The following is a 22,916-nucleotide window of genomic DNA, read 5'->3' on the forward strand; positions in this document are numbered from 1 at the left end:
TCTTACTTTACTTGCACTCTCCAGCCGAAGGGATCTTCAGCCTTGTTATACTGAATGTTAAGTATCGCTTGTTTGATTTTATCGGTATATAATTCAGCAGGACGATTTACGCTGTAATCTTTGCCTTTATAGCCAAATCCAGATATAGGGCTAATCACAGCTGCCGTTCCACAACCAAATGCTTCTTTCAATTCACCTTTTTCAGATGCTTCGATAAGTTCGGTTACTTTCACGGGGCGTACTTCGGTTTTGATACCTAATTTTTCGGCTACTGCAATGATACTTTTACGAGTTACCCCATCGAGAATACGCTCACTGGTAGGGCAAGTAACAAGGGTATCACCAAAACGGAACCATAGGTTCATTGTACCTGCTTCTTCTAAGAATTGGTGTGTAGCATCGTCTGTCCACATCACTTGTTGGTAACCTTCATTGGCAGCTTCTTGGGTAGGGAAAAACTGACCTGCGTAGTTACCTGCTGCTTTAGCAAAACCAAAACCTCCATTAGCAGCACGGCTATAATAGTCTGCTATTTTTACTTTTACATCGCCTTTGTAATAAGCTTGTACAGGGGCAGTAATAATCATAAAGAGGTAGTTTTTAGCAGGAGCCGCTTGTACGCCAGCAGTAGTAGCAATCATAAATGGGCGCAAATAGAGGGCATTGCCAAATCCGGGTTTTATCCACTCACTATCAATATCTACAAGAGTACGGAGAGCTTGGTCAAACCATTCTTCAGGAAACTCAGGCATTGCCAAGCGTGAGCAGGATTTATTGATACGTTTGTAGTTTTCTTGCGGACGGAATAGAAAAACGTGTCCGTTGTCGTCCTTATAAGCTTTCATTCCCTCAAAAACAGCTTGTCCGTAGTGAAATACGCTTGCTGAAGGCTCAAGGGTTATAGGAGCATAAGGTTTGATGGTTGGGTTTTGCCACTGTCCATCTTTGTATTCACAGATGAACATATGGTCAGCAAAAGTTTTACCAAAACTCAGTTTTGAAAAGTCTATCTGGTTAATACGACTTTCTTTTACTTTTTCAATCTTTAAATTCATATTGTTTTAGTTTTTGATTTTGTCTAAATTTTTGTCAAAGGTACAAAATATTTTTTAACTTTGTCGCGTAAAACACAAAAATCTTTACCTATATTTTTCAACACACTAACTATTAAACGATTACTTGTTATCTTTTATCTTTTACCTGAATAATGACTCACGAACTTATAAAAACCTCTGATGGCTCTACTAGTCTTTATATTCCACAGTTAGACGAGACCTATCACTCAGTACACGGTGCGCTTCAAGAAACCCAACACGTGTTTATCAAAAACGGATTGCAACTGTTTGACCATCAAAGCATCTCTATCTTAGAAATTGGCTTTGGTACGGGGCTTAACGCTTTGGCTACTTACAAGGAACACGAATCCTTGCAACTGAATATTCGTTACGAAACGGTAGAAGCCTACCCACTTTCGTGTGACGAAGCCTCGCAAATGAACTTTCCACAGATGCTCAACGCTCCAGCACTCGTGCCCGTTTTTGAGCAGATGCACCGTTGTGAGTGGAACAAACTCATTACCATATTACCCTCTTTTAGTTTCAAAAAGCGATTACAACGTTTTGAAACTATCAACGATACCGATACTTTCAACCTTATTTATTTCGATGCTTTTGGGGCGCAAGTACAACCTGAATTATGGCAAGAAGCTATTTTCCAACGAATGTACACTGCTCTCAAACAAGGAGGCTATTTGGTAACCTACGCTGCCAAAGGCTCTGTACGCCGTGCGATGCAAGCTTGTGGCTTTACGGTGGAGCGATTGCCTGGTCCGCCTATGAAAAGGGAAATGTTACGCGCTCACAAGGATTAAAACCTAAATGTCCGTTTTCCACATACAAAGGAAAAGGTATATTGTTTGTATACAGCATTCCCGTGCCTAAGCCTTGGGGCATTGAGCTGTGAAGTGTGTACGTCCACTGTGCGATGGCATTGAGCCCTATATTGCTTTCCAAAGCCGAGGTTACCCACCAACCTATGCCTAATGTTTCGGCGAGGGTTATCCATTCTTCAGAACCTCTATAACCTCCTATAAGCGAAGGTTTTAAAATGATATACTGCGGTTGTATCTCTCTCAGAAGTCGTTGTTTTTCTTCCCTTGTAAATACCCCTATCAGCTCCTCGTCTAGGGCGATAGGCAGAGGTGTTTGCTCACATAGTTCAGCCATCGCTTCCCACTGTCCTGCCCGTATAGGTTGCTCAATAGAGTGTAATTGCAAAGTAGCCAAGCGTTCTAAATACCTCAGTGCCTCAGTTGCTTGAAACGCACCATTAGCATCTACCCGTATTTCTATATCGCTTGCCGAAAACTCATTGCGCAAGGCTTTCAAGATACGGTATTCTTCTTCAAAGTCAATCGCTCCTATCTTCATTTTGATACAGCGAAAACCCTGAGCGAGTTTCTCTTTTATCTGCGCTTTCATAAAGTCGGGAGAGCCCATCCAAATGAGTCCATTGATAGGTATAGCGTCTTTTCCCTTCGTAAAGTTCGAAGGAAAGAGCTCGTACCAGTGTGGAGCTGCTACCGACCTAAAGGCTTGTTCCACACCAAATTGTATAGACGGAAAAGTCTTGAGCTCTTCTAATAAAGCCTTTTCTCCCAAGTGTAAGTGTTGTTCTACCCATTGCAATTTAGCCTCATAATCAGGTACGTCATCGGCACTAAGCCCACGAAAGAGGTTGCATTCTCCTATGCCTTTTTTGCCCTCTTGTTCTATTACCAAAAAAAAGGTCTCTTTGGAGGTAAGAACCCCTCTTGATGTCCCTGAAGGACGTTTAAAATTGAGAATGTGTTTAATCATAATTTGGTGCGAGCCGCGCGAGCATTTTATCAATTTTCTAATTTTTTAATTGCTAACTACTAATTTTCTATAGTTTTTATCTATTTGTATCAATTCGACTGTGGTATAAGTATTAGGCAAGTATTTTTCAACCTTTTCCGCCCATTCAATAAAACACCAATCGCCCGAATAGAGGTATTCTTCGAAGCCAATATCAAAAGCCTCTTCCTCGTTTTTAATACGGTAGAAATCGAAGTGGTAAATACGACTATCAGCACCTTCATAAGGGTTCACAAGGCTAAAAGTAGGGCTACTCACATTGTCTGTACTACCTAAGGTACGCACCAAGGCTTTGATGAGTGTTGTTTTGCCAAATCCCATTCCTCCTCTGAAAATCACCACTTTGCAGTGTAAGTGAGGAAGAAGTTTTTTTGCAATTGTATCGATATCCGCTAAAGTGTAGGTAAATTCCATAACGTTATTTTTGAGGGCAAAGTTAGCAAATAATTGCGAATGACCTTCGTTCGACATTGAAAAGAATTTTTAATGTTATATACAAAAATCTTAAAAAATCAAAAAATGGAAATTAACTGAATTATAGAAATTATATTATTTTTAACTATTGTATATCAAGTGTTTATATACCTTTTGTATAACAATCTTCCAAGATTCGTTCAAGGTTCCTATAAGCTTCCTATAAGCTAAGTATAAGTTATCTCCTAAATTTAAAAGTTCTTTTTATTTTAAAAAATATTCTTTTTCTCTTTTTTGTTTTCAAAAACTTTCGTATCTTTGACCCAAAATTAGTAGTTGCTAATTGTTATTCTCAATTATTCATTGAATATGATATATATAGAATTATTAATCGTGCTCCTCGCTATCTTTGTAGGAGCCAGAGTAGGAGGTATTGGGCTCGGTATCTTCGGTATGATAGGTTTAGGAATTCTAGTTTTTTGTTTCGGACTCAAACCTGGCGATCCGCCTATCGATGTAATGCTTATCATTGTAGCAGTTATTACAGCGGCTGCTACCTTGCAAGCAGCGGGAGGTTTAGATTATTTGGTGAAGGTAGCCGAGAAAATTCTGCGCAAAAATCCCGCTATGATTACCTTCTTGGCGCCTGTAGTCTGTTACTTTTTTACTTTGTTTTCAGGTACAGGTCACATTGCCTATTCGCTTTTGCCCATCATCTCCGAAATTGCTACCGATAGCAAGGTACGCCCTGAGCGTCCCCTTTCTATATCGGTAATAGCTTCGCAACAGGCTATTACAGCCAGCCCTATTTCGGCAGCTACAGCCGCTTTACTTTCAGCTGAGCTCTTAGGTAGTAAAGGTATTACGCTGGGCAATATCCTGATGGTGTGTATTCCCGCTACGATTATCGGGGTGATTGTAGGTGCTATAGCCGTGAGTTTTATGGGCGTTCCTCTCGAAAAAGACCCTGAATACCAACGCCGTTTACGTGAAGGTCTTTTAGAAAAAGAAAGTCATACCGCTTTGCAAATGACCGGTAAAGACCTGCAAAGAGCCAAAACGTCAGTGATTATATTCCTTATAGGAGTCCTCTCTATCGTACTTTTTGGTTCTATTGATAGCCTCCGTCCATCTTTTGAAGTAGGAGGTGAGAAAGTGCAAATGGGAATGACCCAACTCATCGAAATTATAATGATGTCTATCGCTGGCTTGATGATTATCTTTGCTCGAGTGGACATCAACAAAGCAGTAAAAGGCTCGGTATTTATTGCAGGTATGCAAGCCGTGATAGCTATTTTTGGGATTGCTTGGATGGGCGATACCTTTTTCAATGGCAATATTGAGTTCTTCAAAATGCACATCGAACAAATAGTTACACAATATCCTTTCCTTTTTGCAGTAGCTCTTTTTGTAATGTCTGTTCTTTTATTTAGTCAAGCCGCTACGGTACGAACTCTTTATCCGTTAGGGATTGCCTTAGGCATTCACCCAATGGCAATGATAGCAATGTTCCCTGCTGTGAATGGCTATTTTTTTATCCCTAATTATCCTACCGTAGTTGCTGCTATCAATTTCGATAGAACTGGCACCACTCGCATAGGCAAGTACGTGCTGAACCACTCGTTCCAAATTCCTGGTTTTGTAGCTACTATTGTAGCCATTGCGGTAGGTTACCTAATAATTATGTTTATGTGAAATATCTAATTTCTAATTCTTAACTTTCCATTCAAAACTAATAACTAAAATTATATATGATGACATTGATGAAAAAAATTGCCCTCTCATTGCTCTTAATGATGACTGTAGCAGTCTTTGCGCAACAAAAGCCAAAGATTCGTATTTTAGCTACTGGCGGTACTATCGCTGGAGTAAGTAAATCGAATACTGAAACCAACTATAAAGCTGGTGAGATCGGTATTTACCAACTCTTAGACGCAGTACCTGAAGTGAAGAACGTAGCCAATGTAAGTGGTGAACAGATTGTGAAAATCGGTTCACAAGATATGAACGATGAGGTATGGCTCACCCTTGCCAAACGCATCAATCAATTGCTCAACAAAGAAGGATACGACGGAGTGGTAATCACTCACGGTACCGATACAATGGAAGAAACCGCCTACTTCCTCAACCTTACCGTACACAGCAAAAAACCTGTGGTAATGGTAGGAGCAATGCGTCCTGCTACCGGTATGAGTGCCGATGGTCCTCTAAACCTCTATAACGCAGTAGTAACTGCTGCCGATAAAAATGCTATGGGACGTGGAGTAATGGTTTGTATGAACGATATTGTACTTGATGCTAAAGATGTGATTAAAACCAATACTACAGCTGTCGAAACTTTCCAAGGTGCTAACTATGGCAAATTGGCATACATTCACAACGGTAAGGTATTCTTTAATCGTACTCCTGAAAACAAACACACTTATCAATCAGTGTTTAATGTTGATAATTTGAAACAATTGCCTAAAGTAGGTATCGTATACAGTTATTCTAATGTATCTGAATTACCAATGAAAGCTTTTATGGACGCTAAATTCGATGGTATTGTACACGCAGGAGTAGGTAATGGTAACCTCTATCACACTATTTTCGATTTGGCAGTAAAAGCTAGAGAGCAAGGCATTCAGTTTGTGCGTTCTTCACGCGTACCTACAGGAGCAACAACTCTCGATGCCGAAGTAGACGATGCTAAATATCAATTTGTAGCTTCACAAACACTCAACCCACAAAAAGCTCGTGTTCTATTGATGTTGGCACTCACTAAAACTAAGGATTGGAAACAAATCCAAAAATACTTTAATGAATATTAAGATTTAGTCTTTAATCGTTAGTACTTAGCTAACGATTAAAGACTAACAATTAACGACTAATTTATACTATGAAAAAAATATTATTGGCAATGAGCCTTCTGGTAGGAGGTGTTGCCACTGCACAACAAGATTTGCAAGACCAAATCAACCAATTGAGGGCAGAAATTGACCAGTTAAAAGCTACTGCTCCTGCGCCTCTACCTATGTCACAAGATGGAGAAGAAAACCCTATTCATAAGAAGTTTAATATGTACTTCAACTTTCAATCGAGCTTTGATCTTGAAAAAGTAAAAGACCAAGATATGACTGCTCAATTCAAAGCGCGCCAATTGCGATTGGAGGTTCGAGGTGATATTACCGACCGTATTTTCTACCGCTTCCGTCATCGTTTGAACAAATCAAATGCAGGAACTTCTTTGGATAATCTCGCCAAAGCTACCGATATGCTCTATGCAGGTTTCCGTTTAGACGATAAATGGGCACTCACTGCAGGTAAAATGTGCCAAGCGTGGGGAGGTTTTGAGTTTGACCTAAACCCAATGAACATCTATGAATATTCTGATTTCGTAGACCATATGGATAATTTTATGTTAGGTGCGATGATTACTTATGCCCCTAATAAAAATCACGAGTTTAATTTCCAAATTACCGATGTGCGTAATGATAGTTTTGAAAAACTATACGCAGGAAGTAGCTTTGAAGCAAGCAAATCACCACTTACTTATATTTTTAACTGGAATGGTAGTTTCTTTGATAATAAATTGCAAACACGTTGGGGAGCAGGGATTCAGCAAGAGGCTAAAAATATAGCCAATTCGATGGTTATGTTGGGTACTAAGCTAAACTTACCTAAGTTTCAAGTCTTCTTCGATTATATGATGGCTTATGAAAACTTAGACCGTTTGCAATACGCTTCTGTTTATACCACAACAGCCGTAGCTGTTCCTGCTTATTTAGAAGATACATCTTATAATTCTTTTGTAGTAAAAGCCGAATACCAGCCTATTCCACAACTGAATATTTTTGCACAAGGAATGTATGAAATGGCTGATGTGAAAAATAGTAGTCTCCCTTCTGGGGCTTATAATAACAACTATCGTTCTTATGGCTATTATGCAGGGGTTGAATATTTGCCTTTTGAAAAGCAAGATTTGCGTTTCTTCTTGGCTTATATAGGGCGAGCATATGATTATGAACACCAACCGCTTTCTCCTATGTTAGATAAAAATAGAGTAAGTATTGGTTTGATGTACCGTATTAAGGCATTTTAGTGAATAGTGGATATAGCTGTTAAACATATTACATTACAACAATTCTCCACACCTGTACGTGTGGAGAATTATTGTGTATTTATATTTCGAGGAGAAGGAACTATTGCCGTAGATACGGTGCCCTATTCCTATGAAGGTAATACACTACTTTTTCTATCACCTTATCAATATTTTCAATGGGTAGAAGGTACTGCGAATGATAACCTACTGTTGGAATTCCACGGTGATTTCTACTGTATTGAGTACCACAAAAAAGAAGTAGCCTGTAACGGACTCCTATTTAACGCTATCTTCTTGCATCCTCATATCAAGGTTACTGATAAACGTTTTGCTGAAATAATAACTCTTTTTGAACGTATAGAAGACGAAAGCAAAACGCCTTCCCTTTATTCAGAACCAGTACTCAAATCATACTTGCAACTTATTTTGGCTTTAGCAAGTAAAGAAAAAAGCCTATTGTTAGAGCATACCTCTCTTAAAACTGAACATCATTTAGCTAACGACTTTCAAAAACTCTTAGAAGACCATTTTATTACAGAACGCAACGTGTCCTTTTATGCATCAGCATTATGCCTTACTCCCGATAGTTTTAGCAAGAAAATAAAAACACTTTTAGGGAAAACACCCAATAAACTCATACAAGAACGTGTAGTACTCGAAGCTAAAAAACTGCTTCATCTCACCTATAAATCCATTAAAGAAGTAGCCTTTGAACTCAACTTTGAAGATGAGTTTTATTTCAGTAGGTTCTTTAAGAAAAATGTAGGTCTCTCACCCAAACACTTCCGAAAAAAGGTGGGAATCTCTATCGTTGCCCAGCCTAAAACGAAAAAGTCTATGAAATAACCTTTTTTATCCATTCGAGATACAAAATAATGCCGTATCTTTGCCCCCGCAAATAAAAAGTTAATTTTAAATATTAAATCACTATGCAAAAATTATTATCATTTTTAGCCGATAGCGAACGTTGCTTTGTAAACTTTATCAGAGTCGCTATCTTTATTGTAATGGCTTGGATTGGTGGACTTAAAGTGTGCCAGTACGAAGCCGATGGTATTGTTCCCTTTGTAACGAATAGCCCGTTTATGAGTTTCTTCTACAACAATTCAGGCAAAACTGCCATTGATGAGAACGGCGTGACAGGTGAAGCCAACAAAGGTAAAGAAGTAGCCCAATACAAGCTACACAAGAATCCTGAAGGGAAGATGGTAAAAGCTAATATTGAATGGCATAAAGAGAACGGTACTTATGTGTTCTCATATGGCTTAGGGGCTTTTATTTGTTTGATAGGGTTGCTTACCTTATTGGGTATTTGGTCGCCTAAAATAGGGGTAATAGGAGGATTACTCACTTTTGGTATGAGTATAGTTACCCTTTCTTTCCTCATCACGACTCCTGAGGTGTATGTGCCTAACTTAGGTGGAGATATGCCTACGCCTGCTTACGGATTCCCTTATCTATCGGGAGCGGGACGTTTAGTATTGAAAGATATTATTATGTCGGCAGGTGGATTGATAGCAGCCTCAGAAGCTGCTCGCCGATTGCTAAAAAAGAATTAGAATTAGGAGAATATTAATTCTATCATCTAATTATAAGGGCTGTCTACCGGAAGGTAGACAGCCCTTTATATAATAAGTAAAGTGGGATTATTTATCTTCAAAAGTCCAATCGCCACGCACTTTAAGTACTTGTTCTATAATATCGCGCACAGCTCCCTGTCCGCCTTCAAGATGCGAAATATAATCGGATACGGCTCTTACTTCGGGTACGGCATCTACGGGGCAAATAGCCAATCCTGCTCGCTTCATTGGGGGGATATCGGGCATATCATCACCCATATAAAGTATTTGTTCTCTTTTAAGATGTTTCTCCTTTTGGTATTTCAGAAAGGTTTCGAGCTTTTGGTGACGGAGCATAAAGATATCTTTTACACCGAGGTTTTCGAAGCGTTTTTGTACGCCTACGTTACCTCCTCCTGTAATGATACATATGGTGTACCCTTTGGCGATAGCTGTTTTTACTGCAAATCCGTCCTTCATATTCATACTGCGCAATAGGTCGCCGTCGTTATTTACAAACACTTGAGTATTGGTAAATACGCCATCAACATCAAAAATAAAAGTTGTGATGTTCTTTAAACGTTCTTTATAGTTCTTTCTTTCCATAGGTGTTTATTATTGATTTTGTAATTATATTGTATATTTCTCGTTCATAACCTGCAAGCAAAGTCAAATGGTTAGCAATAGTTTGAGTGTCGCCGCGTCGTGCAGGTCCTGTTTGTGCTTCGAGGGCGGGCATTGTTTGGAGTTTTTCGAAAGTATTTTTTAGCAAAGGTTCTAATATTTCAAAAGGAATGGCGTGTGCCTCGCATATTCTTTGACTGATAGCCACCAAATGATTGGTGAAATTATTAACGAAAACAGCCGATAGGTGCATTATACTGCGTTGGTAACTACTGAGCAGATACACTTTTGTGGAAAGCTTTTGAGCTAATGGGTATAGAAATCTTTCCATATCCTCAGTATGTTCAGCCTCTAAACAAAAAGGAATGTTTGAAAAATCGACCTGAGTGCTTTTTGAAAAGGATTGTAAAGGGTAAAACACGCCACGTCGGTTTTTGGGTGAGAGTACCTCCATAGGGGTATTGCCAGAGGTGTGCACTACCAATTGTCCCTCGAAAGGAAGGAAGGCTGAAACTTCACTAATAGCTTCGTCTTTCACGGCTATAATACATATATCGGTGGGGCGCAAATCGGTAAGGCTGTGAATTTTATCTACCTGAAAATCATTAAACTCAGGGCTAAATTCACTACGGTTATACAACTGCCGAAGGTGCACCTTAGGGAGCTGATAGAGGGCTTTGGTGAGGTGATAAGCCACATTGCCTCCTCCTATGATACTAATATTAATAGCCATATTGACTGCAAAAAAAATGTTAAAAATTGCTTTTTCGCGAATATTCTTCAAAAAAAGACAAGGTTCTGTTTTTTCACCTCAAAAATACAAAAGGTTGATAATCAATGAATATTTTTAGTTCTTATCTTTTACTTTACCTCTACTTTACTCGAACCTAAGACGAAGGTAAGACGAACCTAAGACGAAGCTAAGGCGAAGGAAAGAGGGTATTAAGCTGAATATCAAACGGAAAAAAGCTGTTTTTATTTTATTGAGAAAAAAATGTTAAAATTGCGTTTTTGGCGAAAAAAACGCAAAAAAATAAATATCATATATTCAGTAAGGGCACAAAGGTAGGAAAATAAAAGCAAATGACAAATTTTATAGAAAAAGTATATAGATTCATTTATTTTGTATATATTTGCAAAAAAATAGGGCTCATTGTATTATCTGCTGGGCAGATATGAATGGAATAAAATACTTCTTTTGTTGATTTTCAACGAATAAGAAGATTAAGTATTAGTTAGATTGCCAATTGTAAAAACGGATTGTCAATGAATTTATTTAGAAGATTATTTAAAGGGAATGATATAAAAAGTGAAGATGAAGTACGCAAGTTAAATGAACAGCTTCCTGCTGATGAGCAATTTGCGATGAACTTTACTAAAAATGGCGGAAAGTTTATTTATTGCACTACCGAAATACAGGTGCAAGAGGTTTTTCGGCACATACTGAAAGAGTTGGGCGTATATGTGAAGATGAGTAGTAATGCTTCTCACACTATTAAAACAATGTTTGAAGAACACACGCCACTGTTTACTGCCGATATCGAAACTTCGAACGTGTATTTGACGGATTGCGAGTATCTTATCACTACTTTGGGTGGGATTATGCTCTCTTCGCATCAGTTGAGGCATAAGAATATCAATGAATTACCTGAAATATTTATTGTTTTTGCCAAAACGAGTCAGATGGTGAGAGATATCCCTGAAGGAATGAGGGGCATAAAGAACAAATACCCACAACAATTTCCTACGGGTCTCATTACGCTACAAAGTTTTACCGATGACCCTGAGAAGAATAGTATCAACCATTACGGCACAAGTTCTAAGAGGACGTACCTGATACTCTTAGAAGATTTACCTATTGATAAATAATAATTTATGAACGAACTCTTCAAAAGAACTATTACAGGCTTTATTTATGTTTTTCTATTGCTATCGGCGATTATGCTCAACGCTGATGCTTTTGACTTCTTGTTTTTATCCTTTGGTATTATTTGTTTATTTGAGTTTAAAAGGCTTATCAGATTAAAGGAATTGCATATATTTTTGCTTTTTTTGTTGGTTTGGTGGCTGTTTATTCACTTAAAAACTTATCCTTTCTCGGTTTATATCCTGCTTTTGGCTACTTTGCTTGCCAATATATACCTCACGATGATGCTTTTCAACGAAAAAACGCCTATCCGCAAGCAAAGTAACAATACTAAACTGCTTATTAGCCTACTGTATATAGGAGGAGGTTGTATATTTATGCCTCTGATTTACAAATATGAGAATAATCCGAACCCTAATTATTTTTATCAGAATATATTCAACAACGAGTCGCAAATTACGATGATAGGACTGTTGTGTATTATATGGGCGAGTGATAGTTTTGCATACCTTACAGGCAAAGCCTTTGGCAAACACAAGCTCTTTGAGCGCATTTCGCCTAAGAAAACTATTGAGGGTTTTGTGGGCGGACTCATAGGGGCGATGCTTATCGCTACGGCTATTTCGTATTACAGTGGCAGACCACTATGGCAATGGCTTATATTGGCAGTGATTTTGGTGGTTACCGGTGCGGTAGGCGACCTGGTAGAGTCTAGCTTTAAACGAATTGCTAAGGTAAAGGACAGCGGGACGATACTGCCAGGACACGGAGGTTTACTCGACCGCCTGGATAGCCTTATTTTTGCCTCGCCTTTTGCGTACTTAACGCTACTAATTTTTGACCTTTTTTGATGATGAAATTCTACAAATATCAAGGAACAGGGAACGATTTTGTGATGATAGACAATCGCAAAGGGGTATTTCCTAAAAATAACGAAACGCTTGTGGCACAATTGTGTCATAGGCGTTTTGGTATTGGAGCCGATGGATTGATATTGCTTGAGGACGACCCGCAGTATGATTTCCGTATGGTGTATTACAATTCTGACGGGCGTGAAAGTACGATGTGTGGCAATGGGGGGCGCTGTGTGGTGGCTTTTGCGAAACAATTGGGTATTATAGAACACGAAACGCTATTTATAGCTGTAGATGGGGAGCATCGTGCTACGATTGAAGGGGATAGCTACGTGCGCTTGCAAATGAAAAATGTAACTGAGGTAGAAGAACACAAAGGCTACGTATTCTTAAATACAGGGTCGCCTCACCACGTGCAATGGGTGGAAGAGGTAGATGCCGTAGACGTGAAAAGCGAAGGAGCTACTATACGCTATGGAGAACTTTATGCTACTCAGGGCGGTAGTAACGTGAATTTTGTGAGCAAAGGAGAGAAAGGCTTTAAAGTGCGCACCTATGAGCGCGGAGTGGAAGATGAAACTTACTCTTGCGGTACAGGGGTTACAGCCGTAGCGATTGCTCTTTATCACATAGGAGAAACCGATGCACAACAGATTACCCTGCACACTCGAGGAGGTGACTTGCAAGTGGCTTTCGATAGAGTAGGAGAGGGGTATGAGAATATCTATTTGAGTGGTAGTGCTCAATTCGTGTTTGACGGAACAATAGAGGAGTTAAAAGGTAAAGAATGATAAAGTTAAGAGCGTTAGAACCTGAGGATATAGATTTTTTGTATCAGTTAGAAAATGAAGAGAGTTTGTGGGAGGTAAGTGACAACCAATTGCCTTTTGCTAAGCATTTGCTACAAGATTATATACGGAATGCCCAACAGGATATTTACGAAGCTAAGCAGTATCGCTATGTTATAGCGTTTGAAGAGGGAACGCCTATGGGCTGTGTAGATTTATACGATTTTAGTCCGAAGCACCGTAGAGCAGCTGTGGGGATAGCTCTTTTGCCCGTCTATCGAGGGAAAGGTTATGCAAAAGAAGCCTTGCAACAGTTGATAGCTCATACACAACAATACTTAGACTTACACCAACTGATTGCTTATATTCCTGAGGATAATGAGGTGAGTATACGCCTTTTTGAGGGAGTAGGATTTTGTTGCAGTGGTGTACAAAAAGACTGGCTTTACAGTCAAGGAGTTTATAAAGATATGTTATTATACCAAAATATTTTCAGATAAGTCATAAAATGATACGAGATATTATTACTTATTTAGAGACCATAAACCCTATACTTGCTGCCTTATACGCTACCATTTTCACGTGGAGTGTAACAGCTTTGGGGGCTGCAGTGGTATTCTTTTTTAAGAAAGAAAACAAGACCGTGTTAGATGGTATGTTAGGCTTTACAGGAGGGGTGATGCTGGCAGCCAGTGTGTGGAGTTTGATAATACCCTCTATTAATATGACAGAAGGTGAAGGCTTTATAAAGGTTCTACCTGCTACGGTAGGGATATTTATGGGAGCACTTTTTCTTTATGTATTAGATAAGTTATTACCGCACTTTCACGCCAACTTCAAACAAACAGAAGGTATTAAAACCGATTGGCAAAAAACTACTTTGCTTATTTTAGCTATTACCTTGCACAACATTCCCGAAGGATTGGCGGTAGGGGTACTATTTGGAGGAGTAGCCGCTGGTATTCCCGAAGCCTCTATTGCGGGAGCGGTAACTCTTGCCATCGGTATTGGGCTACAGAACTTTCCTGAAGGAATAGCCGTAGCGATGCCACTCAGACGTATGGGGGTGAGCAGATGTAAGAGCTTTTTTTATGGGCAGCTTTCGGCTATTGTAGAGCCCATAGCAGGGGTATTGGGTGCTTTTGCAGTACTCTTTTTTACTCCGATACTCCCTTATGCTCTTGCTTTTGCGGCAGGAGCTATGATTTATGTGGTCATAGAAGAGGTAATACCTGAAGCCCAGCAAAATGAGAACACCGATGTTTCTACCATAGGCTTTTTAATAGGTTTTGTAGTGATGATGGCAATGGACGTGGTATTGGGCTAACAAATATTTCTTTACAGATGTTTGTGTGATACTGAAAAAAAACATATATTTGCCCAGAAATAGAAGCAATGAGAAGAGTATTAAACATTAAATAATTTTAATATGCAAAGAGACATTGATATTTTTGAACTAATTGAAGACGAAAGAGAGCGCCAAGAGTTGGGAATTGAGCTCATCGCTTCAGAGAATTTTGTGAGTGACCAAGTAATGGAAGCAGCAGGTTCGGTACTGACTAACAAATATGCTGAAGGTTATCCAGGCAAGCGTTACTACGGCGGTTGTGAAGTAATTGATGAAATCGAGCAAATAGCTATTAACCGCGCTAAAGTGCTTTTTGGTGCTAAATATGCCAATGTACAACCTCATAGCGGTTCGCAAGCTAATGCGGCAGTTTATGCTACTTGTCTTAAACCAGGTGATAAAATTCTCGGTTTCGACCTCTCACACGGTGGACACCTTACACACGGCTCACCTGTTAATTTTTCAGGTAGATTGTACGAACCTGTATTTTATGGGGTAGAAAAGGAAACAGGAAGACTCAATTACAACAATATATTAGAAATAGCGGAACGAGAGCGCCCTAAAATGATAGTAGCAGGAGCTTCGGCGTATTCTCGTGATATCGATTTTAAATGCTTTAGGGAAATAGCCGATAAGGTAGGTGCTATCCTCTTTGCTGATATTGCACACCCTGCGGGGCTCATTGCCAAAGGACTTTTGAACGACCCTATCCCATATTGCCATATTGTAACTACTACTACTCATAAAACACTGCGAGGGCCTCGAGGAGGACTTATCTTGATGGGTAAAGATTTTGAGAACCCTTTTGATATAAAGACTCCTAAGGGAGAAGTGCGAATGATGTCGTCACTTATAGACAGTGCGGTATTCCCAGGTAACCAAGGAGGTCCTTTGGAACATATCATCGCAGCAAAAGCGGTAGCCTTTGGCGAAGCTCTTTCTGATGATTTTCTCTATTACGCTATACAAGTGCAAAAGAATGCGCGTAAATTAGCATCTGTTCTTTTAGCAAAAGGCTATGATATCATCTCAAAAGGAACTGACAATCACCTAATGCTTATTGATTTGCGCAATAAAGATGTAAGTGGTAAAGAAGCAGAAGAAGCCCTTGGTAAAGCAGATATTACTGTGAACAAGAATATGGTGCCTTTTGATACCCGCTCGCCTTTTGTAACTAGTGGTATTAGGGTAGGAGTATCAGCAATCACTACTCGTGGACTGAAAGAAGCGGATATGGAACGCATTGCCGACTTTATAGACCGTGCGATTACTAATCGAGATAATGATGAAGTGCTTGAAGAAATAGCAGAAGAAGTAAATATGTTTATGGAAGACAGACCTTTGTTTGCATATTAGTAAATTATAGGCTACTTATATAAATAAAGTATAAACATAGGCTCTTACTAAGTTTTTAGGATTTAGTAAGAGCTTTTTTGTTGCACAGTTTCGTAGAAAAAGTAACAATAGTTGAGAAGAAAAAGAAAATATTACTCAAAATATTTTGCATGTGAAAAATTTTCCCTACTTTTGCACCCCAAAAATCACTAACGAAACAATTATAAAACTCAAAATGTACAAACATTTAACTATTAGGTTATCGCTATTTATTTTACTATTTCTATTTGTAAAAGGGCAAGCACAGTCGTGTGATGAAAACGTATTAAAAGGGTTAGAAAGAACCCGTATTTATTACCATAAAGAAGTAACCAAAGACAGTAATGCTTCATTCTTCATTAAAAACCCTTTGAAAGGTACTACCTATTCATTTATAGATAAGGCAACTGGTGTTGCTTATAGCAAACTTTATACAGGTATGCCTGAGGAACTCACCATTGAGATTCCAGTAGGGAAGGTAGCTACTGAGCAGAGCTTTATATTTAGGGCTACCAACGGCGATTGTGCTTATCAATCGTTGGACAATCGCGATGTTAATAAGCGATATTATGTAATTACCCCCAATACTCAACTCAAACTTTCTCTCAGTGTCGAACATGAATGGTGTGCACACTCAGGAGCAGTGCATATGAATATGGTGGGTGATGATAATGCCAATTACAATTTCTTCTTCAAAAAGCCTAATGGCAATTTTGAGCAATTGGCAGGACATTCTTATACTAGTTTAGATGCGGGTACCTACGAAGTAAAAGCGGTAAACAAGAACGACAATAGTAAAACCTATACACAAAAAGTAAAAATAGAGAAGCTTACTAAACACGTCGATTTTCAATTGAGTAGTGTAGTCGATGTGTGTACTGGCAAAATAGCTATTTATGTAGATACTAAAAAAGGAAAGACAGGAGGTTCAGTTGATAACAGTTATCCCCTATTTTTTACTTTGCTCAAAAATAATGTAGAGATAAAAAATCAAACTTCTCCGATATTTAAAGATGTAGAAGAAGGTGCTACTTATGAAGTGCGTGTATACGATGTTTGTGGTACTAGTGGTGGTAACTTTTCTACTCAAACTTATAAAGTTGAAAAAAGATTAGGCGTTTTCAAGGTTATTAATCATACCGGCTTTTCTCCTAAAGCGAATTGCCCTTATATGGTTTCATTTACCTCAGAACTCTATGTGAAAGATGCGAGAGAAATGGTTGAAAAAAACCTAATTCCTTATCCGCTCGCTTTTACTTTTGAGATGACTTCACCTTCTAATAAGGTGTATCATTTCTCTTTTGTAGTGAATAACAAGCAAGAATTAGAAGAAAATTTTACTCCAACAGAAAATAGTTTTTATCTAAGACCTCTCAAACTTTCAAATAATAATATTTCTTATGAGGTAGGTAAATGGAAACTTAAAGGTACTTATACTATTTGTGGTAAACAGAATATTATTCCTGAAGCTGAAAAAGAGGTTTTTTTACCTATTACAGGGGTAGGTATAGGTATTGTTCAAGATGATTTTGCTACTAATTGTAGAAACCAAAAGCTCGTTCTTACTAATAGTAAGAGTAATCAGGTACAAAATTTAAAGAACTTCTATACAGTATTAGAAAATGCTCCTGCTGGATTTGATTATCAAGCAGCAGGTTTTTATAAAATAACAACTACTAATCCACTTTTGCAAAACAAATGGGTGAAATTCTTTGAAAATACTGATGGTAAAAAAACATTATTGCCTGCAAAGTTTATAGAAGAAGGAGGTGATTACAAATTTAAAGTGGTAGATGAATGTACGAATACTACTAAAGACCTTAGCTATACCGGCTATGCTACTTCTCAAGGGCGTTTTGAATTAAAAGCTAAAGTCTATGGCACTTGTAGTGATCCTTCAGGAGCTCCTGACAATAATTCTCTTTGGAAAGAAGTAGTGCTTGAAAGAGGAAATACTACTGATGGAACCATTACTAAAGTTGAAATCATTTCTTATGAGAAAGATAGCCGTTTTGCCGACTATAGTGCCTTAATGCCTATTACATTGCCTATTGATATTACCGAAACCTATAGATCAGGAGAACAACAGTGGAGAATAAAACTCCCTGCAGGAATTTACAATGTGCGATGGTCAGGCTCGTGTAATAAAACAGAAACTCTGAAAGTGCAAACTGGAGGTCCTGAAAATACTATCTTTGAGTGGCAGGATGGTTGTAATCCTAAATTGATAGTGAAAAGAAATACTTCTTATTCACTTGCTGAAGGTATAGAGTATACTTTAGAACGCTATGATACTAAAGAAAATAGATGGGCATCTGTTACTTATGGTTATTATGGAGGAGATACTTTTCTTGATGGGAAAAGAGATAGATTTGAGTTCAATATTCCGAGTCCTCAACAAGGAAAATATCGTGTCTTGCGCTCTATACAACCCAATAGTACAAACAGATTAAAAGAGTGTACCCGTGTGGTAGCTGAACATGAATTTACCGAGGGTGAAATGCAACAGCCTAGAGGAGTGCGTATGGATTGCTCAGCAATAGGAGGAACTCAAAAATATCATATAGTCATTATTCCACAAGGGGGAGTGCCTCCTTACACTTATGAATTATCTGAAGCTGAGATAGATGGTAGCACTACAAATTCTGTGTATCAGAATAATGCTGATAACAATTTCTTTATCAATGTAGATGCTTCTAAACCTCAAGCTCGTTATAAGTTTCTGGTGAAAGATTCTTGTGGTAAAGGGAAAGTTTATGAAGAAACACTTTCACAAATAGCTCCTTTTGCTGTACAAAAAAATCAAGAGTTTTATTGTGTTGGTTCTAAAGGTGTGCTATCAGTGCCACAAATAAGTGGAGTTAGTTATCAGTGGTATCGCAATGATCAACCTACGACTGTATTGAGTACAAGTAATCAGCTTATTATAAACAATCTCACTCAAGCCGATCTCGACAATACTTTTAGCTTGAAGCTAACGCTCACTAATATTACTGACCCTACAGTAAAAAGCTGTATTGAGCAAAATCTTAATGGTTTTGATACTATCCGTTTCAATACTCACACTCCTTATAGCCAAACTTATAAAGCTCCTATAGCTGTTAATAGAGTGGAGTGTTTAGAAGAGAAAAACAATAGTGTTAATAATATTTATGATGTAAATAAACTCTTTAAAGACGTCCCTACTTCTTTTGAGGCTGGTGTTTCTTATGATATAATTGATAAAGATGGATTGATTTCTACTACTAGGATGGATTATTTAGGACTAAAAGATATGATAAAAATGAGTCCGGCACTTGTAGGAAAACATACTTTTATATACCGCATAAAATCGGCTTGTGGTTCCGTGATTACACAAACAGAAGCTACTTTAGAAGTAAAAACTTATAAACAAATCTATGCTACAAGTATAAATGTTTGTGAAGCAACTAAAACATTGGCAGAACTTGAAACGATTATTAAAAACACAAACACAGGTATAACAGCATCTATGTTTGGTAATAACTTTGAGTTTCAGTGGTATCCTACTTCTGTAGATGCAATTAATGAAACGAATAGAATTACCACTCCATCGCTGTCCCTATCCGAAGGGAATAATCAGTATTACATAAAAGGGAAACATATAGGTGATAGTTTCTGTTTTTCTTCACCTGCACAAGTGAATATTATGCGTCTTTCCTCATCTTCTAAAGGTGATAAAACCATAACACTTTGTGAAGGAACTACCATAACCGACTTGAAGAAAGAAATTGCTAAGCCATCTACTTCCGATGTAAATAAAGTAGCTGTTTATAAGGGTACAACCCTACTTTCTAACGATGATCTGTTGCAAACAGGTATTCAGTATACTTATACCTATAAAGTGGGTACTTGTGAAACGCCTTCGGCTAATATAAACCTTACTCTCACCCCTATAACTTCTATACTCCCAGTAGAAAGTTTAGTAGTATGTGATTATGAGGTGGAAAACCTATCTTATTACACTACTTATGCTGTGGTAATGAATTACCTTCAAACAAAGTATGCAGGTAAGACAGTTAAATTGTATCAAAGTTTTGGACCTTATAATATTCCTCAGGTACAACCTACTGATAAAATATTTTTAAATACTGATAGATTTTCGTATACTTTGCAAGAAGCAGGAAAATGTGAGTCAGTTAGACAGAAAATTATAGTTGTAGCCGATATTAATCGTGCTATAGCTACTACAGTAGCTATAAGCGTATGTGAAGAAGATAAAGTGTCTGCTATAAGAGCCAAGTTAATAGGAGATAATATCAAAATCTATAAAAAATTAAGAACATCTTCTCAGAATGCTGTTCTATCTACTGAAGTTAATGATAATGAAGATATAGATTGGACAGAAGGAATAGAATATTTCTATACTATAAAAAACACAGGAGATACTTGTGAAAGTAGAAAAGAAAGGATATACCTTTCGAAATCATTAGGAGGTAAAACTTTAGCACAGCCAGTCTCTTTATCATTGTGCAATAGCAATGCTACTATAGGGGATTTGAAAGTAGCCTTGCAGGGAAATGAAGTGAAAATCTATACACTTAATGCTCAAAATAAATATGTAGAGGAAGCAGAAGCCACAGTTCTTAATGCTGCTACCACTTATTACTACACCCTTCGCGATATTGGAAAATGTGTGAGTGAAAAGGCTCCTATAACCTTTACACTTTTGCAGCGTCCTGTCACTCCTACAGTTACCCAAACTACCCAATCTTTCTGTAGTAATGCCACCATAGCTTCCTTGCAACCCCAAGGCGCTAATATAATATGGTATGCTACAGCTACCAGCACAACACCTTTGGCAAATACAACGCCTTTGGTAGCGGGTAATACTTACTATGTAGCTCAGAGAAATGGCAGTTGTGAAAGTGCCCGTGCAGTAGTGAATGTAATCTATAGCAATACATTAAGCCTTACTGTACCAGCACCTTTAACCATTGCTTGCGATGATGCTAACATAGCAACAACTGTAGGCAATTGGCTCAACCAAGCTACAGTTACCGATACTTGTGGTACGGCTACCCTTACCCACAACTACACTGCGGTGAAACCGACGGATTGGTGTAACACTTCGATAGTAACTATTACCTTTGTAGGTAAAGACCCATTAGGCAACACCGTTACCAAAACAAGCACTATCAAAGTATTGCAAATTGATGCTGTAGACGATACACATACGGGTATCATCAATGGAGCCAATGGTGCTAATGATGTGATTGATGTATTGCAAAATGATAGGGTAGGAGAGACACAAGCTACTACAAGCAATGTACAGCTTACGGTAGTAACCCCTGCTACTGGAGGAACCAATGTACCTACACTTAATACCGCTACAGGTAAAATATCAGTCCCTGCAGGCACTAAATCGGGTACTTATACTATTCAGTACAAAATCTGTCATACCGAAAATAGTATAACCGTTTGCGACACAGCCACCATCACTGTAAAAGTAGGCAGTACGCCAATTGTTGCCAAAGCCGATACTTATACGATAACCAATGGTACTAGCACAACAACTACCACAGGTACGGTATTAGATAACGATAAACTCGGCACTAAAACGCCAACAACTACCGATGTGATTCTTACCGTAGTAACTACCACCACCGATGTAGTAGGAGCGACTAAAACGCCTACGCTCAACAACAATGGTACTGTTACGGTACCTTCGGGTACTAGATCGGGTACTTACCAAATAGTGTATAGCATCTGTGAGCGTTTGAATCCTGATAACTGTGCAACAGCCACAGCTACTGTAAAAGTAGGCAGTACGCCAATTGTTGCCAAAGCTGATACTTATACAATAACCAATGGTACTAGTACAACAACTACCACCGGTACGGTATTAGATAACGATAAACTCGGCACTAAAACGCCAACCACCACCGATGTGATTCTTACCGTAGTAACTACCACCACCGATGTAGTAGGAGCGACTAAAACGCCTACGCTCAAGAACAATGGTACTGTTACGGTACCTTCGGGCACTAAATCGGGTACTTATGAGATAGTATACAGCATCTGTGAGCGTTTGAACCCTGATAACTGTGCAACAGCCACAGCTACTGTAAAAGTGTTTGTTCCTACTGTAGTAACGCCAACGACTATTGAAGCAGTGAACGATGGGGTAACTACGATTACAAGCATTGTAGGCGGCACTACGCCAAGCGTTCTTACTAATGATAAACTCAATGGTGTACCAAATCCAAGTATCAGTTCTGTAACACTTACTTGGAATACAGCAACTCCTACGGGCTTCACCTTGAACCCTAATGGAACGATTACGGTAGCACCAAACACCCCTGTGGGTATCCATACGATAAGCTACACTATATGCGCCGTAGCAAGTCCTACGGTATGTAGCACCGCAAGTATTGTGGTAACAGTGAGTGGTACAACCACAAGCACCACCCCAGTATTGCCAATAGCAGTAGATGATCGTTCTACAACCACTATCAATACTCCAGTAGTGGTGAATGTATTGGGTAACGATACCCCTAACGGAGCAACAACTCCTAATGTGGTAGCCACCCCTGCTAACGGTACAGTAGTTGTGAATGTAGATGGTTCTATAGAATATCGTCCAAATACTAATTTTGAGGGCACTGATACCTTTGTGTATAAACTTTGCAACACCGATGGTTGTGCTTCAGCTACTGTTACTGTCGATGTAGTGAACAAGATAGTGCCTTACAATGGTATGTCGGTAAATGGCGATGGCAAAAACGATTATTTTCATATCGGTGGCATTGAGCGTTACCCTAACAATGTGGTACGTATCTATAACCGTTGGGGGGTGAAAGTATTCGAGTCCGAAGGTTATGACAATGTTACCCGCGTATTTAGAGGTATCTCTAACGGACGTGTAACTATCGAACAAGCCGATAAGCTCCCACAAGGAACGTATTACTACGTGATAGAGTATTATGATAGTAATAACAACAAAGAATCTTTAGTTGGTTGGTTATACATTAAGAAATAGCATTATATAAATAAAAGAACCTCAAAAAAGGCTGTTCAGCATTTCGCTGAACAGCCTTTTTTGCATAGTATATTGTGTGGCTCACATTGTTTGTGTAGCTCATATCTAAT

The 22,916-nt window shown here is 38.6% G+C and carries 18 protein-coding genes; 13 read left to right on the plus strand and 5 right to left on the minus strand.

Annotated elements, in window-relative coordinates:
- Positions 1–2: 2 nt before the first annotated feature.
- Positions 3–1,055 carry a branched-chain amino acid aminotransferase gene (locus COCH_RS08075; RefSeq protein ID WP_015782689.1) on the minus strand — a complete coding sequence of 351 codons (1,053 nt, stop codon included), beginning with the start codon at positions 1,053–1,055 and terminating at the stop codon, positions 3–5.
- A 152-nt stretch (positions 1,056–1,207) separates the two neighbouring features.
- On the opposite strand from COCH_RS08075, the gene mnmD reads away from it, so the two are divergent.
- Positions 1,208–1,870, plus strand: a complete 663-nt coding sequence (mnmD, locus tag COCH_RS08080; RefSeq protein WP_015782690.1) for a tRNA (5-methylaminomethyl-2-thiouridine)(34)-methyltransferase MnmD — start codon at positions 1,208–1,210, stop codon at positions 1,868–1,870.
- Here the strand turns inward: mnmD and COCH_RS08085 are convergent.
- Complete coding sequence (locus COCH_RS08085; RefSeq protein WP_015782691.1) at positions 1,833–2,858, minus strand: o-succinylbenzoate synthase; 1,026 nt, start codon at positions 2,856–2,858, stop codon at positions 1,833–1,835. The two genes, mnmD and COCH_RS08085, sit on opposite strands and share 38 nt — an antisense overlap.
- A 45-nt stretch (positions 2,859–2,903) precedes the next feature.
- Complete coding sequence (tsaE, locus tag COCH_RS08090) at positions 2,904–3,368, minus strand: tRNA (adenosine(37)-N6)-threonylcarbamoyltransferase complex ATPase subunit type 1 TsaE (RefSeq protein WP_081432984.1); 465 nt, start codon at positions 3,366–3,368, stop codon at positions 2,904–2,906.
- A 312-nt stretch (positions 3,369–3,680) separates the two neighbouring features.
- Here tsaE and COCH_RS08095 point away from each other — a divergent pair, with 312 nt between their 5' ends.
- The 5 genes from COCH_RS08095 to COCH_RS08115 all read left to right on the plus strand — a co-directional run bounded on the left by COCH_RS08095 (position 3,681) and on the right by COCH_RS08115 (position 8,951).
- Positions 3,681–5,006, plus strand: coding sequence for an anaerobic C4-dicarboxylate transporter family protein (locus COCH_RS08095; RefSeq protein WP_015782693.1), 1,326 nt, complete (start codon positions 3,681–3,683; stop codon positions 5,004–5,006).
- Between the two features lie 56 nt (positions 5,007–5,062).
- Positions 5,063–6,121, plus strand: coding sequence for an L-asparaginase 2 (gene ansB / locus COCH_RS08100; protein WP_015782694.1), 1,059 nt, complete (start codon positions 5,063–5,065; stop codon positions 6,119–6,121).
- A gap of 68 nt (positions 6,122–6,189) precedes the next feature.
- Positions 6,190–7,392 carry an OprO/OprP family phosphate-selective porin gene (locus COCH_RS08105; RefSeq protein ID WP_015782695.1) on the plus strand — a complete coding sequence of 401 codons (1,203 nt, stop codon included), beginning with the start codon at positions 6,190–6,192 and terminating at the stop codon, positions 7,390–7,392.
- Between the two features lie 6 nt (positions 7,393–7,398).
- Entirely contained in the window at positions 7,399–8,238 is an 840-nt protein-coding gene (locus tag COCH_RS08110; protein WP_015782696.1) for a helix-turn-helix domain-containing protein, read from the plus strand.
- 83 nt (positions 8,239–8,321) lie between these two features.
- Positions 8,322–8,951, plus strand: a complete 630-nt coding sequence (locus COCH_RS08115) for a DUF417 family protein (protein ID WP_015782697.1) — start codon at positions 8,322–8,324, stop codon at positions 8,949–8,951.
- 87 nt (positions 8,952–9,038) lie between these two features.
- On the opposite strand, the gene COCH_RS08120 is transcribed toward COCH_RS08115, so the two are convergent.
- Together COCH_RS08120 and COCH_RS08125 are read right to left on the minus strand one after the other, a co-directional pair.
- Positions 9,039–9,557, minus strand: coding sequence for a KdsC family phosphatase (locus COCH_RS08120; RefSeq protein WP_002671200.1), 519 nt, complete (start codon positions 9,555–9,557; stop codon positions 9,039–9,041).
- Entirely contained in the window at positions 9,538–10,308 is a 771-nt protein-coding gene (locus tag COCH_RS08125) for a Rossmann-like and DUF2520 domain-containing protein (protein ID WP_015782698.1), read from the minus strand. Before COCH_RS08125 ends, COCH_RS08120 begins: the two co-directional genes overlap by 20 nt.
- A 533-nt stretch (positions 10,309–10,841) precedes the next feature.
- On the opposite strand from COCH_RS08125, the gene COCH_RS08130 reads away from it, so the two are divergent.
- The 7 genes from COCH_RS08130 (at position 10,842) to COCH_RS08160 (ending at position 22,806) form a co-directional block, all read left to right on the plus strand.
- Positions 10,842–11,444, plus strand: coding sequence for an LUD domain-containing protein (locus COCH_RS08130; RefSeq protein WP_002671206.1), 603 nt, complete (start codon positions 10,842–10,844; stop codon positions 11,442–11,444).
- A 6-nt stretch (positions 11,445–11,450) separates the two neighbouring features.
- A complete protein-coding gene (locus COCH_RS08135; RefSeq protein WP_009417483.1) occupies positions 11,451–12,293 on the plus strand; it encodes a phosphatidate cytidylyltransferase in 843 nt (280 codons plus the stop codon).
- Entirely contained in the window at positions 12,293–13,087 is a 795-nt protein-coding gene (dapF, locus tag COCH_RS08140; protein WP_015782699.1) for a diaminopimelate epimerase, read from the plus strand. Before COCH_RS08135 ends, dapF begins: the two co-directional genes overlap by 1 nt.
- Positions 13,084–13,584, plus strand: a complete 501-nt coding sequence (locus COCH_RS08145; RefSeq protein WP_015782700.1) for a GNAT family N-acetyltransferase — start codon at positions 13,084–13,086, stop codon at positions 13,582–13,584. The genes dapF and COCH_RS08145 overlap by 4 nt, the downstream gene beginning before the upstream one ends.
- Positions 13,585–13,592: 8 nt before the next feature.
- Positions 13,593–14,411, plus strand: coding sequence for a ZIP family metal transporter (locus COCH_RS08150; protein WP_009417519.1), 819 nt, complete (start codon positions 13,593–13,595; stop codon positions 14,409–14,411).
- A gap of 102 nt (positions 14,412–14,513) precedes the next feature.
- The gene (glyA, locus tag COCH_RS08155) at positions 14,514–15,788 is read left to right on the plus strand and encodes a serine hydroxymethyltransferase (protein ID WP_015782701.1); all 1,275 of its coding nucleotides are present in this window, start codon (positions 14,514–14,516) and stop codon (positions 15,786–15,788) included.
- Positions 15,789–16,002: 214 nt separating this feature from the next.
- Entirely contained in the window at positions 16,003–22,806 is a 6,804-nt protein-coding gene (locus COCH_RS08160; protein WP_015782702.1) for a T9SS type B sorting domain-containing protein, read from the plus strand.
- Positions 22,807–22,916 lie beyond the last annotated feature (110 nt).

Source organism: Capnocytophaga ochracea DSM 7271, assembly GCF_000023285.1.
Taxonomy (GTDB): Bacteria; Bacteroidota; Bacteroidia; order Flavobacteriales; family Flavobacteriaceae; genus Capnocytophaga; species Capnocytophaga ochracea.

What these genes read in the sequence shown, in the direction of transcription:
- COCH_RS08150 (WP_009417519.1), top strand. Translation starts at nt 13,593, where the DNA reads ATGATACGAGATATTATTACTTATTTAGAGACCATAAACCCTATACTT.
- COCH_RS08145 (WP_015782700.1), top strand. Translation starts at nt 13,084, where the DNA reads ATGATAAAGTTAAGAGCGTTAGAACCTGAGGATATAGATTTTTTGTAT.
- COCH_RS08075 (WP_015782689.1), bottom strand. Translation starts at nt 1,055, where the DNA reads ATGAATTTAAAGATTGAAAAAGTAAAAGAAAGTCGTATTAACCAGATA.
- glyA (WP_015782701.1), top strand. Translation starts at nt 14,514, where the DNA reads ATGCAAAGAGACATTGATATTTTTGAACTAATTGAAGACGAAAGAGAG.
- COCH_RS08120 (WP_002671200.1), bottom strand. Translation starts at nt 9,557, where the DNA reads ATGGAAAGAAAGAACTATAAAGAACGTTTAAAGAACATCACAACTTTT.
- COCH_RS08085 (WP_015782691.1), bottom strand. Translation starts at nt 2,858, where the DNA reads ATGATTAAACACATTCTCAATTTTAAACGTCCTTCAGGGACATCAAGA.
- COCH_RS08135 (WP_009417483.1), top strand. Translation starts at nt 11,451, where the DNA reads ATGAACGAACTCTTCAAAAGAACTATTACAGGCTTTATTTATGTTTTT.
- COCH_RS08130 (WP_002671206.1), top strand. Translation starts at nt 10,842, where the DNA reads ATGAATTTATTTAGAAGATTATTTAAAGGGAATGATATAAAAAGTGAA.
- tsaE (WP_081432984.1), bottom strand. Translation starts at nt 3,368, where the DNA reads ATGTCGAACGAAGGTCATTCGCAATTATTTGCTAACTTTGCCCTCAAA.
- COCH_RS08125 (WP_015782698.1), bottom strand. Translation starts at nt 10,308, where the DNA reads ATGGCTATTAATATTAGTATCATAGGAGGAGGCAATGTGGCTTATCAC.
- COCH_RS08095 (WP_015782693.1), top strand. Translation starts at nt 3,681, where the DNA reads ATGATATATATAGAATTATTAATCGTGCTCCTCGCTATCTTTGTAGGA.
- COCH_RS08105 (WP_015782695.1), top strand. Translation starts at nt 6,190, where the DNA reads ATGAAAAAAATATTATTGGCAATGAGCCTTCTGGTAGGAGGTGTTGCC.
- COCH_RS08115 (WP_015782697.1), top strand. Translation starts at nt 8,322, where the DNA reads ATGCAAAAATTATTATCATTTTTAGCCGATAGCGAACGTTGCTTTGTA.
- ansB (WP_015782694.1), top strand. Translation starts at nt 5,063, where the DNA reads ATGATGACATTGATGAAAAAAATTGCCCTCTCATTGCTCTTAATGATG.
- mnmD (WP_015782690.1), top strand. Translation starts at nt 1,208, where the DNA reads ATGACTCACGAACTTATAAAAACCTCTGATGGCTCTACTAGTCTTTAT.
- COCH_RS08160 (WP_015782702.1), top strand. Translation starts at nt 16,003, where the DNA reads ATGTACAAACATTTAACTATTAGGTTATCGCTATTTATTTTACTATTT.
- dapF (WP_015782699.1), top strand. Translation starts at nt 12,293, where the DNA reads ATGATGAAATTCTACAAATATCAAGGAACAGGGAACGATTTTGTGATG.